Genomic DNA, 16,757 nt, shown 5'->3' with positions numbered 1-16,757 from the left:
GGCGCGCTCGAGTTCCACAGCCTCCTGCCCCGTGTCTTGGTCGATCTCGGTCGTCTGTGATCCGTCGAATCGCCAGCCTTGGGGCTTTCCTAGACTTCCTAGGTAAATCTAGTATTATCCCAGGAAAGGAAAGAGGTATACGTCATGGCTCGTGCAGGACTGACGCCAGGCCGCATCATCAGCGCTGCCGCCGACCTGGCCGACACCGACGGATTCGAGAACGTATCAATGTCCGCTGTCGCCCGGCACTTCGAAGTCAAAGACGCCAGCCTGTACGCACACGTCCGCAACCTGCATGAACTCCGGTCCGGGGTGGCGGTACTTTCCTTGACCGAGCTGGCCGATCAGGTCGGCGCAGCCCTCGCGGGGCGGGCAGGACGCGACGCTCTCGTTGCCTTCGCCGACGCATATCGCTCCTACGCGATGAGCCATCCTGGGCGGTACGCCGCGACACAGATGCAGTTGGAGCCCCAGGTCGCCAAACAGAGTGCAGCCGCGCGGCACGCGGCCATGACCAGAGCGATTCTCCGGGGGTATGGACTGAACGAACCCGACGAGACGGACGCGGTGCGCCTCTTGCACTCGACGTTTCACGGATTCGTCCTCCTGGAACGCGGTGGTGGCTTCAGCCGCGGTCCACGACCCGCCAGCGCATCGTGGGAACGAGTCCTGGACACACTCCACTCCTCCCTGTCCAGCTGGCCATCCAGTTGACAACCACAATGCTTTGAGAAAGGCCCATAGTGACACCGCTCAGCGCTTCTGACGTACGCGCTTCATTCATCAATACCTCCCTTCGGGAACGGAAAGCCGTTACGTTTCCACCCGACTTCGATACCCTCGCCTGGGCAGACCTCGACTGCCTCGGCTGGAGAGACCCCAAACTCCCCGATGTTGGATACGTCATCACGCACCTCGAAGACGGTCCGGCCGGGATCATGTTGCGGAAGTCCGCCGGCCAGACCCGCTCCCGGCCGCAATGTGCCTGGTGCGAAGACGTCACCCTTCCCAACGACGTCCTGTACTTCACGGCGAAGAGAACGGGCCCGTCGGGACGGGCCGGCAACACCGTGGCGACGCTGGTGTGTGCGAACTTCGAGTGCTCCTCCAATGTCCGGAAGCTCCCCCCTCTCGCGTATAGCGGTTTCGATCGCGAAGCGGCTCGACTCGAGCGCATCGCAAAACTCGAACTGCGCTCGCGGACGTTCGTCGCCGACCTCCGCTGCGCCGAATAGTCCACAGCTCACAGCCCACAGCCCGCGGTGCGCAGGCACCGCTAGGCCACCGGATCTGCAGTTCCTTTTCCCCTCGCCAGCCGCGATAGTCGCGACCGCTCTGCATCGGAAACCTCTTCGCGCCCAGACGTCAGCGCCGCTGGCCTCTATCGTCTACCCGACGTAGTGCGCCTCAGGCAGTCCGTGTGCGCCGAGTCCGGCTTCGGGTACACGCCGCAGCGCTGCGATGACCCGGTCGGGATCGTCGGGGTCGTAGATTTCGAGACGATGCTCGGGGTAGCTGGCTTGCGACCAAAGGTCGTAGGTGGCTCTGAAGTCGCCGGCCACCGGGTGGTGGAATTGTTTGCTGCCCGAGATGCATTCGCCCACGCGGCCCTCCGACCATAAGGTCGCGAACGCGGGATCCTTCATGACGAGTTCTCCGACGAGCGCAATGAGGTCGGTGTCGTCCGGATGCTTCCCGCTGACCATCCGGTGGTAAGCGACGGTTTCCCCCGCCTCTTTCATCCAGTTCGGATAGAGAGCGCGTGTCGGCGGATCGAGGAAGAGCATGCGAGCCAAAGACGGGCGTTCACTCGCTATGCCTGGGGCAGAGAAAGGTAGGTATGGGGCGATGAGTGCATGACCGAGTCGGTTCCAGGCGAGTACGTCGTCGCGGCGACCGAGAAGTACGGCTGGACGATCCGTGACGAAGTCGAGCATTTTGAGCGCCATGGGGCTTGCGACCTCAATGGGCGGCGCAGCGGGACCGCCCAGCGGCATTCGCGCTTTCGACACATCCAGCAGGTGTTCGGTCTCAGTGACTGTCAGCTGGAGTGCGATCGCGATCGCAAGCAACACTTCGTCGGAGGCGTGACGGCTGTGTCCCTGCTCCAGACGCGTGTAATAGCCGACGCTGACACCGGCGAGCTGCGCGACTTCCTCCCGCCGAAGTCCTCGGACGCGCCGCCTTGCGCCGTAGCCGGCCAACTGCGTCTGATCTGGCAATAGGTCAGCGCGCTTGGCACGGAGATACTCGGCGAGGGGCCCTGGACTGTTCATAGTTCAACGTTATGTCCGGCGGCCCGACCTAACCATTCCCTGTGATGAGTATGAATCAGGGGTATCTAGTAGCTTCGCCCGTGTCGATCGAGCATGGATGAATGAGATCATCCCCGCTTCCCTTGTACGCTCTCGCGCTGACGTCATTCGCTCTTGGAACCGCCGAGTTCGCCCCGAACGGTCAGCTGCTGTCCGTCGCTGACGGATTCGGTGTTCCGGTCGCCGACGCGGGACTGATCACGACCGGATTCGCGCTAGGCGGCGTCATAGGCGGGCCGCTCATCGCCGCAGCGACGCTCCGCGTGCCTCACAAGCTGCTCACCGTCATGCTGGTGACGGTTTTTCTCTTCGCAAATATCGGTACAGCTCTGTCGCCCACACTCCTCCTCGTCGTACTGAGCCGCGCGCTCGCTGGTGCCATGCTCGGCGCTTTCATGGGGGTCGCGATTACGATCGCCAGCGACATCGTCACGCCCGCCCGCCGCGGGCGCGCCATCGCGCTGGTCTTCTCTGGCCTGACCATCTCCAACGTCCTCGGGGTCGTCATCGGAAACCTCGCCGGTAACGCCTGGGGTTGGAGGAGCGTGTTCTGGTTTGTCACAGTTCTCGCAGTCATCTCCCTCTTTGGACTCGTCGCCGTCTTGCCTTTGAAATCCGAGGCCGTAGTTGCAGCATCCGGCAGCGTGGGCACAGCCCTTCGCACTGGAAGGCTCTGGCTCACCTACGCCGCGATGGCACTCGCTTACGGCGGCCTGTTCATCATGTTCACCTACGTCGAACCGATGCTCCAAGAGCGGTCCGGCGCCTCGCACGGCACGGTCGTCTGGCTGCTTCTCGTCTTCGGGGTCGGGTTGGTAGCGGGAACCCACTTTGCAGGAGTCTTCGCTGACAGATCCGTCCGCGCAACGACCGTGACGGCGATGGTCGTACTGATCGGGGCTCTCATCGCGTTTTCGTTCCTCGACACGAACATCGTCGCCGTCATTGTCTTGCTCGGCGTCCTCGGCGCCGCCGGGTTCGGCATGGTCCCACCCCTGCAGTCGTTCGCCGTCGAAGTGGCGAACGTGACATCGCCGTTTATCTCAGCCATCGCCTCGGCGTCGTTCTTGGCGGGCGTGAGTCTCGGGTCCGCCGTGGGCGGGGAGGTGCTCCGCCGCGGGTTCGACTACAACGCCTTGCCAGTCGTCGGTGCCGGGCTCACGTCGGTAGGACTGGTGGTGTTCCTCACTGTCGCTGCGCTGCATAAGCGCGCGTTGCTCAAGGCCCAAGCATTCCCGGTACCGTTATCGATCAACTAGCACTGCCATGCCTCGACCTCAGGGTTTCAGTCAGAGTTCCCGGCCGCGAGCGGAACGGATCTCGTGTGCGGCGCGCGGTCATCCTCGATCTGCCATTCCAGTACGCGATAGGCGAGCCCACGGTGGTTGCTCGTGAATAGAACACCGACGATCGTGATGAACGCGAAGACCGCGTCCAGGATGCTGTCGGGCGCGAGCAGTTGCAAAAGCAGAAACCCACCGATGCCCAGCGACCACCTGACAACTGCGCCCGGCACGGACGGCCGGTTCTGCGGGCGCAATCGTACGACTGTTTCCCCGGGAGTCCGGCTCGTCCACAGCAGCGTGCCGAGGAATGACAGCGCAACGCCTAAGCCGATGATGATGTCTGCAGCCCCGTGGGCGGCAGGTGCCAGCCCGGTGGCGGTGAGCGTGATTGCGCTGTAGATCGCGGTGATGACGAGGGTCACCCACGATGCGATCACGACGTCACACAGCATCCCCAGCAACCGCCGGCGCCTGGTCAGAGCACGCGGAGCTGCTGGCGCCAGCCCGTCGCCCCGACGCAAGAATGCCAGCAGGGGTGCAACGAGCCACCCGACCAGCACTCCGGACGTGTTCGCGATCAGGTCGTCGACATCGAGAAGCCGGTATGCGCAGGGGTAGAGCCCCCAGACTCCCGTGACCTGCGTCAGCTCGATGAGCGCGCTCGCACCGACCCCCACCAGCAGTGTGACCACCGCGCCGCGGCTGAGGAGCAAACGTACCAATACCCCGAGTGGCAGGAACAGAGCCACGTTCAGAGCGAACTGTTGCACTGCGGGGTTCCGCAGAAGACCGGGGCTTGTGGACTGTTCCCGCACGATGTCGAGCGCGAACTGACCTGGCCGCAGTTGTACCCCGGCGCCACCCTCGATGCACAGTGCGACGATGTCGCTGGGCAGTGGGAGGAGCGTGTATGTCACGAGCGCCAACGCATAGACCGGAACGGTCAGGGCAACCAGCGTTCTTCCCAGAGTGAGGGAACCATATCGACGCACCTGAACGGCGACGAAGGGCACGAAGAGGAGCGCAGCAACGACGACGCCACCGATGACGGCGATCATGCCGGATGCGACCGGGCTGCTCATTCCATCAATCCTGCGCGGTGGGTGTCGTGGCGGCGCAGACAACGCCGTCGCCAGCCGCGCTCGACTGTTGCTCGGTGACGGCGACGCCGTCCAGCAGCACCGTGCACTGAAGGATGATGCCGGGCACGCCCACCACGGAGATCGACACGTCATCGGCGGCTCGACCGATGGTCTCGAACTGCAGCGGGGCAGTCGACAGGTCGACCGTTTCCTCGATCGTCTGCCGCTCGCTCAGGCCGGTCTCGCGACTGCTGTATTCCACCTGCAATAAGGCGCCGTCGCTGGTTCCTGAAACAACGCCGACCTCGTAAGTCACGGCCTGTGACGGGTCGAGAACGCCGCACCCGCTGATGCCCAGAACCGCTCCCACCACGGCCATGGTGGCGATAGCCAACCGGGGGAACCTCCGCTTCGTGGTCGCTGCGTACTCTCGAGTGATGGTTTCAGTCATGTTGGCCTCTTTCAATTTCTGTATGGCGGGTCAGTCGTTACGTCGAGTTGCCTGCGTGAGGATCTGGTGTTGGAGGGGCCGGCACATTTCCGCGACCCCGACGGTGAGCGCGACACCCGAGAGCACGGTGGCGCCAATGAGCAGCACCCCTGATGCCTCGAGCCCGAACTGGCTCATGAACGGCGTGGCGAGCAGAAGGTCGACCCGACGGAGATACCCAGCGCAGCAGGGTCTATGGGGATTTTGGAGAGGTAGGACGCAATGACCCCGAGCAGTGCGACGGCAGAGACATTGCGCCAGGCGGCGCGCGGGTCACCGATGATCCGCCGCATGGCGTTGAGCCGGGGAACCGACGCAGTCCGGAGTCCCGAACGCAGGGGCGGTCGAGGCCGATGATCATCCGCATTGTGGTCGACTTGCCGGCGCTGTTTGGGCCGAGAAAGCCCGTCACCAAGCCTGGGCGGGCGGTGAAGTCAATGGAGTCGACGGCAGTCTTCGAGCCGTACCGCTTGGTCAGAGAGTGGGCTTCGATCACAGGTTCAACTCCGAGTCTTGCGTAACTACAACTGGCGGCGAGTGCCGCCGATGGCTTCAGCCAACACCGTGTCCTTGGGGCATAGTCAACCGAAGCGTCGGCCCCTCCGAATTAGATGAGCACGGTGGTGGTCTCACTTCCTGATTCGGAGTTCAAAGCTGCCCTTCGCCGGCTCGATTTGCTTGGTAGCGAACATCAGAGAGAGGTCGAGATAGGCAGCGCGCTTGCCCTGTGTCGAAACGTCGCCCGACGGGTTGTCGCCCTTGAGATGGTCGTCGTATATTGCGAATATCTCGTCGAATCAGCCAGCCCTACCCATTTTGAGATCACCGGTGGCCGGGTCGATGCCGTTGCCGCGCACATGGCCGCACGGCCCGAGCCAGCCTTGTTCGGGTCCTTCGTCGTTGTCGAGGAACTCCTCAATCGCTTCGGCGTCGGTGTTCCATCCCGTGAGCCCCTGGGTCATCAGGAGCGGGTTCCCTTCGGGAGTGATGCAAAGTCCCGGTCGTTCCCAGCTGGCGGTGTCTGCTGAGCGCAAGGCGCTCTGGTACTCAAGCAGGCTGCCCCTTGGTTTGAAAATGGGCGGCTGGCGCAATGGTCTCGACTCCGAGCGAGCTCAACGAGTTCATGCGTGCTGATCTGGGAGGCAGGCTCGTGGATGAGATCACGATGACGCAGATGCTGACGGGGTACCCACGGGCGAGGATCTACTGCCCGGTTCCCAGTCCGGACCGGGAATTGAGAGCGTCGGGTCAGCTGCGCAACGGCCTGGGGTCATTCGGGAGACATTCCCGGATTCCAGACCCGGAACGCCGTGACAGCGGATGGCATGGCGTTCACCGTCACCGCCACCGCTTTGCCGTGGGCCATCTTCGATGGACCGGAAGAGGAACTGCTGGAGCGATACACGATCGTCATCGACACCCTCGACCAGGCTCTCTGTGACGCTGATGCGCCGAAGAAGTGACCCTGTTTCAGAATGACCTTGACCCTGCCCTTAGGGCATGGCATTGAATCGCAGTTGTCGAAAGTCAAAAGTCAAAAAAACGGAGAAGCAGCAATGCCATGGAGCAACCATGATGCGAGCAACCGAGTAGTACCTGAGTACGATGAACACAACCTCCCCCCAGGACGTCACATGACCGCGTCCACGAACAAGAGGTTCGTCAAAAGAGAACAGACCGCGCCAGGATGGCCAGAACTCCTTGTTGGCGTGGCGGTCTTCGCAGCATTGTACGCGCCCGTCGCACTCCTCCTACCTCTCATTCAAGACGATGCGATTGCCGGGGTCGTCGGGCTCGTCGTGTCCGGACTGATGGGACTGATCGCAGTGGCGGTCGCAGTCCTCATCCGAAAAAGGGGGTTGTCTGCCTTCGGATTCCGCCGAGCCACGAAACGTCAGCTGATCGTCGGCGTAGGGCTCGGAATCGTCGCATTCCTGATCGGTTCTGTGGGCACCGCCGTCTACACGATGATCAGCAACGATGCTCAGAACGTGCAGACGACCTACCAGGCAGGCGCGGCAGGCGGCCTGCTGTCGATCGCGCTGACATTTGTCGCCGGCTCGATCCTCACGCCGATAGGGGAGGAAGCGCTCTTTCGCGGCCTGATCGCGAATGTCCTCATTGCCCGGCTCGGCGCATGGATCGGCATCATCGCAAGCGCGGCTGTCTTCGCGGTCGCCCACGGGATCAACCCCGTCATGGTCGTCGCATTCTTTGTCGGAATTCTGACTGCCCTCCTGTTCCGTTGGTCACACTCGATCTGGCCGGGCGTCTTGCTGCACGGCGTCAACAACGCGATTGCCCTCTTTCTGCCCGTCATCATCGCCGCAGTCACCAGCTAGGTCCCTGACGCGCCTTATCGTCCCAACCGCTGCTGGTGGATCGTGTGGCCGTCTGGAATTGATTAAACGCTTAAGTCGAGGGGGCTCACGGTCAAGGTTCGTCCGGCCGAAGCCCGCACTGGACCAACGCAGTTATGCAGGGAGTAACTGCGGCGAGAAGTGCCCTGGGGTCCGGGGATGACGACCGCTCGCACCGTACGTCGCAAATCAGATAGACGCAACGTAACATCCTCTGCGCAGGCGGCCAGACCCGACGCGCGAGAAAGAAATTGGTCGTCTTGGGACCCGAAGCAGCGCTCCATCCGACGACTTGGCACGACCTTCGATTCACCTTGAAGAAAGCATGAAAAGCCAGCTATTCATTGGAGAGAACGCGTGCCCGTGGAAAAGTTCGAGTTATCGCGTGGAATGGCATTTCGTGATGTTTCTCAGAGGCCAATGATGGTGGGCCAGAAGCGATTTCGTGAACCACTCACAGCGAGTGATTCAGGCTTTGGCCGAATTACGATCAGAGAGTGGCCCGAACGATCGGTTTACGATCGTGCGGGCCATTCTTGTTGGTGCTTCTCAGGCGAATTGGGCAGGTAACGATCGCGTCTTCCTCGCGCACTTCGTGCCAGAAACGAAAAATGGCGCGTCCGCGGGAATGCGGGCGCGCCATATTGTTCCGTCGTGCGGTGGCCGATGATGTGTTGGCGATCTGGCGCCAAGTTATTGCGGGCGCTTGGGTCTGCTGCACTACTAGATGACAGTTCTTAGGCGACCAAACGCTGCGGTTAGCGTCTTCATGATGCCCGGAACTTTACCAATGCAATCGATGATGGCCATCGAACTCAGCCAACTATGACGCCCGCAAGCGGAACGGCTATCGCAACAATCCTGTTCCGTGCCCAGCGCACGTTGGCCAAGCAAACGAGTCGACTGATCGCTCCGACCCGCGTCACCTCAGACGAAGATTCAGTGGGCGCTTGGATCGGTGACGCCGACCATGAGCCCGGTCGCGCTCGCGCGCCGGATCATCGCCAGGTCTTCCCGAGCTGTGATCGCCGCGACCGCAACTGCCGAGCGCGAGTTGCTGACGAGACGATCCGAGCCGCCCGCGCGGTTGGCCGTTTCGTCGAGTTCGAGCCCGAGGAACGCGAGCGATCCCACTGCGTCCGCCCTAGCGCGTCCGGCCCGTTCGCCAATGCCACCACCAAAGACGATGAGGTCAACCCCGCCCATCGTCGCGATCATTTCGCCCATCTTGCCGACTAGCCGGTGTAGCCACACGTCGTAGGCCAAGGTGGATCGTAGGTCGCCTGCCTCCGCGTCGCGCATGATGATCCTCATATCGTCATGTCCGGCGATACCGGTCAGTCCGGACGAACGTTCGAGCGCAGAAGACATCGTCGCAACGTCGATCGACGTGGTACTCAGCAACCAGACAATCGCGCCCGGGTCGAGGGAGCCTGGGCGGGTCGCCATCACCAAACCGTCGACCGGCGTGAACCCCATCGTGGTATCGACGCTCAATCCGTCAACGATGGCGGCCAGCGACGATCCGGAGCCCAGGTGGCAGCTCAGTACGCGGCGGACCTTCCGGGCTCCGACCAACTCCCGTCCTCGTGCATTGGCGTAGTCGTGGGCGAAGCCGTGGAAACCGTATTTACGCATCCCGTGCGCCTCCCGCCACTCAGACGGGACCGCGTAGGTGTAGGCCGCCGGCGCGAGGGTCTCGTGGAAAGTCGTATCGAAGCAGGCGATCGCGATCGCCCCCGAGAATACCTGTGCGAGAACATCAACCACGGCCAGTGCGTTGCGTGTATGAAGCGGCGCCAATGGCGCGACCGTCTCGAGTTGAGCCCTCGTTGACCCGGTGATCACGGTGGGGCCGTGAAAGACTCCGCCGCCGTGCACGAATCGGTGCAGCACGTAGTCGGGCTCAAACGCCGGACCCTGGTGTCGGGCGAGTTCGCGCCAGCGGGCCGCGTCCCACGTCATGGGCGACTCATCCCCCGTATCGATTTCCTCCGGCCCTTCCGCACCGACGATGGTCACCTTGCATGACGACGACCCGACGTTGATGACCAGAATCTTCGACACCGGTCACACCGCCAGAAGTGCGCGTCTGACTTTGTTCAGGGTCGCTAGCCCTGCCTTAGTGAAAGTGGGTGGTTGCAGATCGAGGTGGTTGATCATGTGGGAGACGTTTCCGCCCACGATCGCGCGGCACTCGTATCTGTGGTCCGCGGGGATGACGTGCCAGGGCGCCCACGAGGTTGAGGTGGCCGTAATCGCAGCTTCGTGATCGCGAGTGTAGTCGTCGAAGTATGCGCGCTCGGCGAGGTCGGCGGCAGCGAATCTCCAAAATTTGTTCGGGTCGTCCGGCCGCACCAAAAGGCGGTTCTTTTGTTCTTCCTCCGAGTGGTGAAGGAAGATTTTCACGAGGCAAGTGCGCCGCTGCAGGCCCGCCGGATCGCCGCGCTGGACAACCAAACTCTCGACGACTTTCTTGTGCAGCTTCATGTCGCTTCCCGGTGCTCTTGCCCGTGCGGGTACCGGCGTGTCGCGATCACGGTTAGCGCTGCCCGGCGGGTTGGGCGCGACCCGCGGGGCCTTTGATCGAGGTATGTGCGCCGCCTGTGGACACTTTGCGGGGTGGGTCGAAGATCCGGTAAGCAAGCAACTTGATTCGGTCGTTGAGCAACGCCCACGCCAGTGCCCACCCCCACACAAATGCAACCCACCCCCACGGCAGTGGAGCCATGAGGATCCCGAACAGCGCAAAGCAGGTCGCCATCGCTTGGGTGCCCGCGACGGCGATCACCAAAATCCGGGCGGGTCGTTGCGACCAGAACGGGCCTCGGGTTCGGGTCAGGAAGATGGTTAGGTGACCCGCGACGGAGAGTTTGAGATACATCATCGTCTGCAGTTCGGGGCGGGTCAGATGGAAGACGTCCCTGCCGAGAAAAAAGAGAAGGAACACGGCGATGACCCCAAGGACTCCCAACACGCTGGAGACTCCCAGTACTAGGCGCATGTTCCACTTCTCGGGAGCGTTCCTGAAGCGGACGTGGTCGTAGGCGATCGAGAGGATGGCGCCGTCGTTCATCAAAGCGAGGATGACGATCATGATCGCGGTCAACGGATAGAAGTTGAAGATCAGGATTGCGGCCGTCATGAACAGCAGCACCCGTAATGTCTCCGCGATGCGGTAGATCGCATAGCTGTTCATCCGCTGGAAGATCCTGCGGCTCTCTTTGATCGCATCGATGATCACCGAGAGGCCGGGCGTGGTCAGCACGATCGCCGCTGCGGCTCGAGCGGCGTCAGTGGCGCCGGAGACCGCGATGCCGCAGTCCGCCTCTTTCAGGGCAGGAGCGTCGTTGACCCCGTCACCGGTCATGCCGACAATGTGACCCCTTTTTTGCAGCACATCGACGATATGAAACTTGTGCTCCGGGAACACCTGGGCGAAACCGTCCGCCTCCTCGATGGAGGCGGCAGTTGCGGCACTCTCCGTGCGTTTCGAGTCGCCGAGACCGTCGGCATCCAGAATCTCGGAGCCCATTCCGAGCTTCTTCGCGGTCTCTTGAGCGATCGCGAGCTGATCGCCGGTGACCATTTTGACGGCGATGCCCATTTTGCTGGCCTCGGCGATCGTCGCTTTCGCATCCTTCCGCGGCGGATCGAAGAGAGGGAGCACCCCCTCGAACGTCCAATGTCCTTTCTGGGTTGCTCGTGCGACTCCCAAGGATCGGTAGCCGCGAGCAGCGAACGCGGCAACCGCTTTATCGACCGCTGGCTTGATAGTGGCTGAGTTCTGGGACATCTTCAGAATCACCTGGGGAGCACCCTTGGTGACGGTGAACGAGTGGCCTTTTGGGGGCCTGACCTTTGCTTCGGTGCGTTTGTGCACCGGGTCGAAAGGTGTGAACCCCGTAATTGTGTAGCTAGCGAGCTTCTGGTCTGCGGTAACGCCGCCGATCACTGCCAGGTCGATCGTGTCTTTGTCCTCGGCGCGGGACGCCAACGCTGCGTCGAGAATGACGCGGGCTGCATCCACTCCGCCGACGATGTACGGGTCGCCGAGCGTCAGCTTGTTTTGGGTGAGGGTCCCGGTCTTGTCTGAACAGAGGATGTCCACTCCGGCGAGCTCCTCGATCGCCGACAGTCGCGTCACGATCGCCTTCTTCTTCGCCAGCTTGCGGGCTCCCACCGCCATCGTCACCGACAAGACGGTCGGCATCGCGACCGGGATCGCTGCGACCAGGAGCACCAGAGCGAACTGGATGGTGGTCAAGATCGGGTCACCGCGGACGATCGCGACGACGACAATGACCGTCACCAGCACCACGGCGAGGATGATCAGAAAGTTGCCGATCCTCAACACCGCGCGCTGGAAATGGCTGACGGTGTGGGCTTCTTGAACGAGACGCGCGGTCGCGCCGAAATAAGTACCGGAGCCCGTCGCGTATACCAGCCCGTCCGTCTCCCCGTGGCGCAGGATCGAGCCCGAGTATGCGGCGTCGCCCGCTTTCAGGGTCACCGGGAGGGACTCGCCGGTTAGTGCCGATTGATCGACCTCGACCGGGTCGCCCGCCAAGAGCCTCACATCCGCGGGAACTATGTCGCCAAGTCGAACGCGAATCACATCTCCGGGCACCAGTTCGCGCGCGGGGCGCTCGGCCCACTTTCCGTCGCGTTTGGCCGTGGCAGTGATCGCCAATTCAGCTTTCAACGCCTCTACGGCGTTGCCCGCTTGGCGTTCCTCGGTGAACCCGACTACCGCGTTCGCCAGCAGCAGGACCAGGATGATGAAGAAGTCCGGCCAGTGCGCGAGCACTGCCGAGAGGATCACTGCCGCTTCGATCATCCACGGGATCGGCCCCCAAAAGTAGCCAAGAAACTTCAGGATTTGGTTGGTCTTCTTTTCCGCGATCTCATTCGCTCCGTACCTGGCCAGACGCGCGGTCGCCTCGGTCTGGCTGATCCCCTCAGGAGAGGACTCGAGCTTCTTCTCCAACTCAGGCAACGGAATCATCTTCAGCTCATTGGCTGTTAAGGAGGAACCTTTCGGCGGCCGCGCTCGTGGTTTCGTGCCCTTGCGATTGTGTGGGCTTTGCGGTGTGGTGCTGGTCTTCGTCATATCTCTGTCCCTCTACTTGGGCGATGCGGCGCCACCAAAGTCTCGTTCCACAGCGCGATGACGGGGACATCCGGATGGGCTGGCGAGTAGCCCAAAATGCTGAGGGATGCGGCATCGAGGGTGAAATGTTGCCCCTCCAGCACCGGTAACCCGATCCAGTGCGCGGCGAGAACCGCGCCGAACTGGCCGTGGGAGAAGAGGGCGACTTTCCCTTCCAGGGAACGGAGCCGCACGATCAGGCGATCCGCTCGTGATCCGATCTGCTCCGTTGACTCTCCGGCGGGGCAGCCATCGCGGAACACGTTCCAGCCGGGACGGTCGCGCCGAATGTCGACGGTCTTCTGGCCCTCGAAGCTTCCGTAGTTCCACTCGGAGAGGTCGGGATCGACCACTGCCGGCGGCTGGATCCCTGACAGGTGGCAGGTTTGCCGTGCGCGCTGCATCGGGCTGGTGAGCACACGGGTGAACTCGATTCCGCGCAGCAGAGACCCGAGCGCGGAGGCCTGCTCCTCGCCATGCCCGGTCAGGGGCAGATCCGTGTGACCGGTGTGCTGGCCGGTCAGCGACCATGGTGTCTCGCCGTGGCGAATGAAATACACGCGTACCGGCATGGTGGTGATCGCGTTGCTCATGAGTCAGGCTGCGGTCTGCTCAGCAGTGGCGTCGTAGCGACCCTGACGGGCAGCCGCGTTGCACGCCGCACGATGGGCGAGTGCTCCCTGCGCCGCGCCCACGTGGGAGGGGCGGCCCTTCCAGATGTGCAGAGCGGGCTGCTGGATGGCACGACCGTAGGAGAACGACACCGCCCACGGTAGTGGCGGCCGCCGATCCCGGGCGTTCATGGCGTTGAGGCGGGCAGATGCCAGTTCCGCCGGTTGACCGCCAGAGAGGAACGCGATGGCCGGCACCGCGGCAGGGACGGTTCGCAGCAGGCAGCGCAGAGTGACGTCTGCCACCTCCTCCGGCGACACGTTTTGCTGTGAACGAGATCCCGGCAGGATCATGTTCGGCTTCAGAATCATGCCCTCGAGCAGCACACCCTGACTTTGCAGCTGGACGAAGAGGGTGCGCAGGACGCGCTCTGTAGCTTTCGCGCAATCCTGCAGCGTGTGGTCCCCCGTCATCAGCAGTTCCGGCTCCACCACCGGCACCAGGCCGGCTTCCTGACATAGGGTCGCGTAGCGGGCCAGCGCCTGCGCGTTCGCCTCGACGCAGCTGGCGGTGGGACGCCCCTTCCCGATCGTGAGCACCGCGCGCCACTTGGCAAACTGCGCTCCCATCCGCTCGTATTCGACCAGACGAGCGCGGAGGCCATCGAGACCTTCGGTGATCTTCTCGCCGGGATGCCCGGCAAGCCGCGTGGTGCCAGTATCAACCTTGATGCCGGGGATGATGCCACTCACTGACAGCAGTTCCAGAAAGGAGATCCCTTCCGCCGTGTGCTGGCGAATGGTTTCGTCATAGAGGATGACTCCGCTGATCGATTCACTCAGCCCCGGGGTAGTGATCAACAGCTCCCGATAGTCTCGACGCGCCTGCTCGGTCTGCGGGACCCCGACTTTTGCAAATCGCTTGTTGCAGGTCTTGATACTCTCGTCGATCGCCAACAGCCCTTTGCCATCCGCGACGAGGCGTGCCGCGGTTTCGGCTAGATCGGCCGCGCTCATGCGCCCGAATTCCATTTCCAGTTCCTGATTTCAGGCATGTCCTGGCCGTGCTTGTCGATGTATGCGTCGTGCTCGACAAGTTTGTCGGCGGTCATCTGCTTCAGGTAGGCACCGGGAGCGCCGAGGTTCGGGAGCCGATCGACGACATCCTGGACGAGGTGATAGCGGTCCAATTTGTTCTGAACCCGCATGTCGAAGGGCGTCGTGATGGTGCCCTCTTCATCGTATCCGCGCACATGGATGTTGCGGTTCGTGCGACGGTAGGTCAGCCGGTGGATCAGCCACGGGTAGCCGTGGAAGGCGAACACGATCGGCTTGTCCGTGGTGAAGAGGGAGTCGTAGTCTGTCTCGCTCAGACCATGCGGGTGCTCGGCAGCCGGCTGCAATTTCATCAGATCCACCACGTTAATCACGCGGATTTTCACCTCCGGAAGATATTCCCGCAGGATCGAAACGGCACCCAACACCTCCAGGGTCGGCGTGTCGCCGCAGCAGGCCAGAACGATATCCGGTTCGCTGCCCTGGTCGCTGCTGGCCCATTCCCAGATTCCGATCCCCTCGGTGCAGTGCACGAGGGCCTGGTCCATGGTCAACCACTGCGGCATCGGATGCTTGCCCGCGACGATCACATTCACGTAGTTGCGGCTGCGCAGGCAATGATCGGCCACCGACAGCAGGCAGTTCGCGTCTGGCGGTAGATAAACCCGCACGATGTCCGCCTTCTTGTTCACCACATGATCGAGAAAACCCGGATCCTGGTGGGTGAACCCGTTGTGGTCCTGCTGCCACACGTGGGAGCTCAGGACGTAATTCAACGAGGAGATCTTGCGGCGCCACGGCAACTGGGTGGTGACCTTCAGCCACTTCGCGTGCTGGTTGAACATCGAGTCGACGATGTGGATGAAAGCTTCGTAACAGTTGAACAGTCCGTGCCTGCCGGTCAGCAGATAGCCTTCGAGCCAGCCCTCGCACTGGTGCTCGCTGAGCATCGAATCCAGCACTCGTCCGGTCGGCGACAGGAACTCGTCGTTCTCAACTGTGCGGGCATCCCACTGTCGGTTGGTGACCTCGAAGACGGCGTCGAGCTTGTTTGAGAGGGTCTCGTCAGGACCGAAGATCCGGAAGTTGCGGCTGTCGTCGTTAAGGCTGGCAACGTCACGCAGAAACTCCCCAAGGACGGACATGTCCGAGGCCTCGACCGCGCCGGGTGAGACGACCTCCACCGCGTGGCTCTGGAAGTCCGGCATCCGCAGATCCTGCAGAAGCACACCACCGTTGGTGTGCGGATTCGCCCCCATCCGGCTTCCACCCTTCGGCGCCAGTTCTGCCAACTCCGGTATCAGCCGACCGGCAGGGTCGAACAGCTCCTCGGGCCGGTAGCTTCTCATCCAGTCCTCCAGTTGCGCCACGTGCTCCGGATGCTCCGGATCCACCAGCAGCGGCACCTGATGGGAGCGAAAGGTGCCCTCCACCGCGAGCCCGTCGACAATCTTCGGTCCGGTCCAGCCCTTGGGAGAGCGAAGCACGATCATGGGCCAGCGCGGCCGGCTGGCGGTGCCGTTCGCGCGTGCCTCCGATCGGATCTGCTGGATGCGCTCGATGGCGCGATCAGTGGCAGCCGCCATGAGTTGGTGCATCAGCTCCGGGTCGTCGCCCTCGACGAAGAAGGGATCCCAGCCGCAGCCGCGCAGGAACTGGTCGAGTTCCTCGGCTTCGATACGCGCCAGGATCGTTGGGTTACTGATCTTGTACCCGTTCAGGTGAAGAATCGGCAGCACGGCGCCATCGGAGACCGTGTCCAGGAATTTGTTGGACTGCCACGACGTCGCCAACGGCCCCGTCTCTGCCTCGCCGTCCCCGATCACGCAAGCGACGATCAGGTCGGGATTGTCGAACACCGCGCCGAACGCGTGGCTAAGCGAATACCCCAACTCACCGCCCTCGTGAATGGAGCCAGGTGTGGTGGGGGCGACATGGCTGGAGATCCCGCCTGGGAACGAGAACTGCGTGAAGAGCCGCTTCATTCCAGCCTCGTCTTGGCTGACATCCGGATAGATCTCGCTGTAACTACCCTCGAGATAGGTGTTCCCGACCAGCGCCGCACCGCCGTGGCCCGGCCCCGCCACGTAGAACATGTCGAGGTCGTACTTCTTGATCGCCCTGTTCAGGTGAACGTAGATGAAGTTTTGCCCGGGCGTCGTTCCCCAGTGCCCCACGACCAGGGGCTTCACGTGCTTGAGCACGAGCGGTTCTCGCAACAGCGGGTTGTCGTAGAGATAGATCTGGCCGACCGACAGGTAATTCGTCGCCCGCCAATACGCGTTTATCAGCGTGAGCTCTTCGGCGGACAACGGCTCCGCGCTCGGGCGGATCATCGTGGGGTGAGACATGGCAGGTCCTCTGCGGTTGCGGACGGAATCCGCCGCCAGGGACCGGAGCAGCAT

Annotated in this window: 16 protein-coding genes and 1 pseudogene; 5 read left to right on the top strand and 12 right to left on the bottom strand. The window is 62.5% G+C overall.

The genetic code is table 11. The features are described 5' to 3' along the window. Positions 1-144 precede the first annotated feature (144 nt). Positions 145-714 (top strand): TetR/AcrR family transcriptional regulator, encoded by a 570-nt coding sequence (locus ACVXZ4_RS09935; protein WP_461794694.1) that lies wholly within the window; start codon positions 145-147, stop codon positions 712-714. 29 nt (positions 715-743) lie between these two features. Beyond that, complete coding sequence (locus tag ACVXZ4_RS09930) at positions 744-1,235, top strand: FBP domain-containing protein (RefSeq protein WP_461794693.1); 492 nt, start codon at positions 744-746, stop codon at positions 1,233-1,235. A 153-nt stretch (positions 1,236-1,388) separates the two neighbouring features. Here ACVXZ4_RS09930 and ACVXZ4_RS09925 read toward each other — a convergent pair whose 3' ends face one another. Beyond that, on the bottom strand, positions 1,389-2,276 hold the full coding sequence (locus ACVXZ4_RS09925) for a helix-turn-helix domain-containing protein (RefSeq protein WP_461794692.1): 888 nt from the start codon (positions 2,274-2,276) through the stop codon (positions 1,389-1,391). 101 nt (positions 2,277-2,377) lie between these two features. Here ACVXZ4_RS09925 and ACVXZ4_RS09920 point away from each other — a divergent pair, with 101 nt between their 5' ends. Beyond that, entirely contained in the window at positions 2,378-3,574 is a 1,197-nt protein-coding gene (locus tag ACVXZ4_RS09920) for an MFS transporter (protein ID WP_116284413.1), read from the top strand. 26 nt (positions 3,575-3,600) lie between these two features. On the opposite strand, the gene ACVXZ4_RS09915 is transcribed toward ACVXZ4_RS09920, so the two are convergent. The 5 genes and pseudogenes from ACVXZ4_RS09915 to ACVXZ4_RS09895 all read right to left on the bottom strand — a co-directional run bounded on the left by ACVXZ4_RS09915 (position 3,601) and on the right by ACVXZ4_RS09895 (position 6,135). Then, positions 3,601-4,683 (bottom strand): VanZ family protein, encoded by a 1,083-nt coding sequence (locus ACVXZ4_RS09915; RefSeq protein WP_461794691.1) that lies wholly within the window; start codon positions 4,681-4,683, stop codon positions 3,601-3,603. Between the two features lie 4 nt (positions 4,684-4,687). Then, positions 4,688-5,077 carry a hypothetical protein gene (locus tag ACVXZ4_RS09910; RefSeq protein WP_461794690.1) on the bottom strand — a complete coding sequence of 130 codons (390 nt, stop codon included), beginning with the start codon at positions 5,075-5,077 and terminating at the stop codon, positions 4,688-4,690. Between the two features lie 87 nt (positions 5,078-5,164). Then, positions 5,165-5,311 (bottom strand): hypothetical protein, encoded by a 147-nt coding sequence (locus ACVXZ4_RS09905; protein WP_461794689.1) that lies wholly within the window; start codon positions 5,309-5,311, stop codon positions 5,165-5,167. 199 nt (positions 5,312-5,510) lie between these two features. Next, positions 5,511-5,669, bottom strand: a pseudogene (locus ACVXZ4_RS09900) (ATP-binding cassette domain-containing protein); the annotation flags it as partial. A 301-nt stretch (positions 5,670-5,970) separates the two neighbouring features. Beyond that, the gene (locus ACVXZ4_RS09895) at positions 5,971-6,135 is read right to left on the bottom strand and encodes a hypothetical protein (RefSeq protein ID WP_461794688.1); all 165 of its coding nucleotides are present in this window, start codon (positions 6,133-6,135) and stop codon (positions 5,971-5,973) included. A gap of 348 nt (positions 6,136-6,483) precedes the next feature. Here ACVXZ4_RS09895 and ACVXZ4_RS09890 point away from each other — a divergent pair, with 348 nt between their 5' ends. Beyond that, positions 6,484-6,636 (top strand): hypothetical protein, encoded by a 153-nt coding sequence (locus ACVXZ4_RS09890; protein ID WP_461794687.1) that lies wholly within the window; start codon positions 6,484-6,486, stop codon positions 6,634-6,636. A gap of 171 nt (positions 6,637-6,807) precedes the next feature. Further along, positions 6,808-7,515 carry a lysostaphin resistance A-like protein gene (locus tag ACVXZ4_RS09885; RefSeq protein WP_461794686.1) on the top strand — a complete coding sequence of 236 codons (708 nt, stop codon included), beginning with the start codon at positions 6,808-6,810 and terminating at the stop codon, positions 7,513-7,515. Between the two features lie 957 nt (positions 7,516-8,472). Here ACVXZ4_RS09885 and ACVXZ4_RS09880 read toward each other — a convergent pair. Genes ACVXZ4_RS09880 through ACVXZ4_RS09855 form a run of 6 tightly spaced genes read right to left on the bottom strand, consistent with a single transcriptional unit; the run spans position 8,473 to position 16,703 of the window. After that, on the bottom strand, positions 8,473-9,600 hold the full coding sequence (locus ACVXZ4_RS09880) for an acetate/propionate family kinase (RefSeq protein ID WP_461794685.1): 1,128 nt from the start codon (positions 9,598-9,600) through the stop codon (positions 8,473-8,475). A gap of 3 nt (positions 9,601-9,603) precedes the next feature. After that, the gene (locus ACVXZ4_RS09875) at positions 9,604-10,023 is read right to left on the bottom strand and encodes a polyphosphate kinase 2 family protein (RefSeq protein ID WP_461794684.1); all 420 of its coding nucleotides are present in this window, start codon (positions 10,021-10,023) and stop codon (positions 9,604-9,606) included. 52 nt (positions 10,024-10,075) lie between these two features. Continuing rightward, the gene (locus ACVXZ4_RS09870) at positions 10,076-12,646 is read right to left on the bottom strand and encodes a plasma-membrane proton-efflux P-type ATPase (RefSeq protein ID WP_461794683.1); all 2,571 of its coding nucleotides are present in this window, start codon (positions 12,644-12,646) and stop codon (positions 10,076-10,078) included. Continuing rightward, positions 12,643-13,278 carry a histidine phosphatase family protein gene (locus tag ACVXZ4_RS09865; protein ID WP_461794682.1) on the bottom strand — a complete coding sequence of 212 codons (636 nt, stop codon included), beginning with the start codon at positions 13,276-13,278 and terminating at the stop codon, positions 12,643-12,645. The genes ACVXZ4_RS09870 and ACVXZ4_RS09865 overlap by 4 nt, the downstream gene beginning before the upstream one ends. Positions 13,279-13,281: 3 nt before the next feature. Next, a complete protein-coding gene (locus tag ACVXZ4_RS09860; protein ID WP_461794681.1) occupies positions 13,282-14,328 on the bottom strand; it encodes a class I fructose-bisphosphate aldolase in 1,047 nt (348 codons plus the stop codon). Then, positions 14,310-16,703: a phosphoketolase family protein gene (locus ACVXZ4_RS09855; RefSeq protein ID WP_461794680.1), complete on the bottom strand. Its 2,394-nt coding sequence runs from the start codon at positions 16,701-16,703 to the stop codon at positions 14,310-14,312. The genes ACVXZ4_RS09860 and ACVXZ4_RS09855 overlap by 19 nt, the downstream gene beginning before the upstream one ends. Positions 16,704-16,757 lie beyond the last annotated feature (54 nt).

Source organism: Lacisediminihabitans sp. FW035 (assembly GCF_054880895.1).
This window is presented reverse-complemented; position numbering and strand designations above follow the sequence as displayed.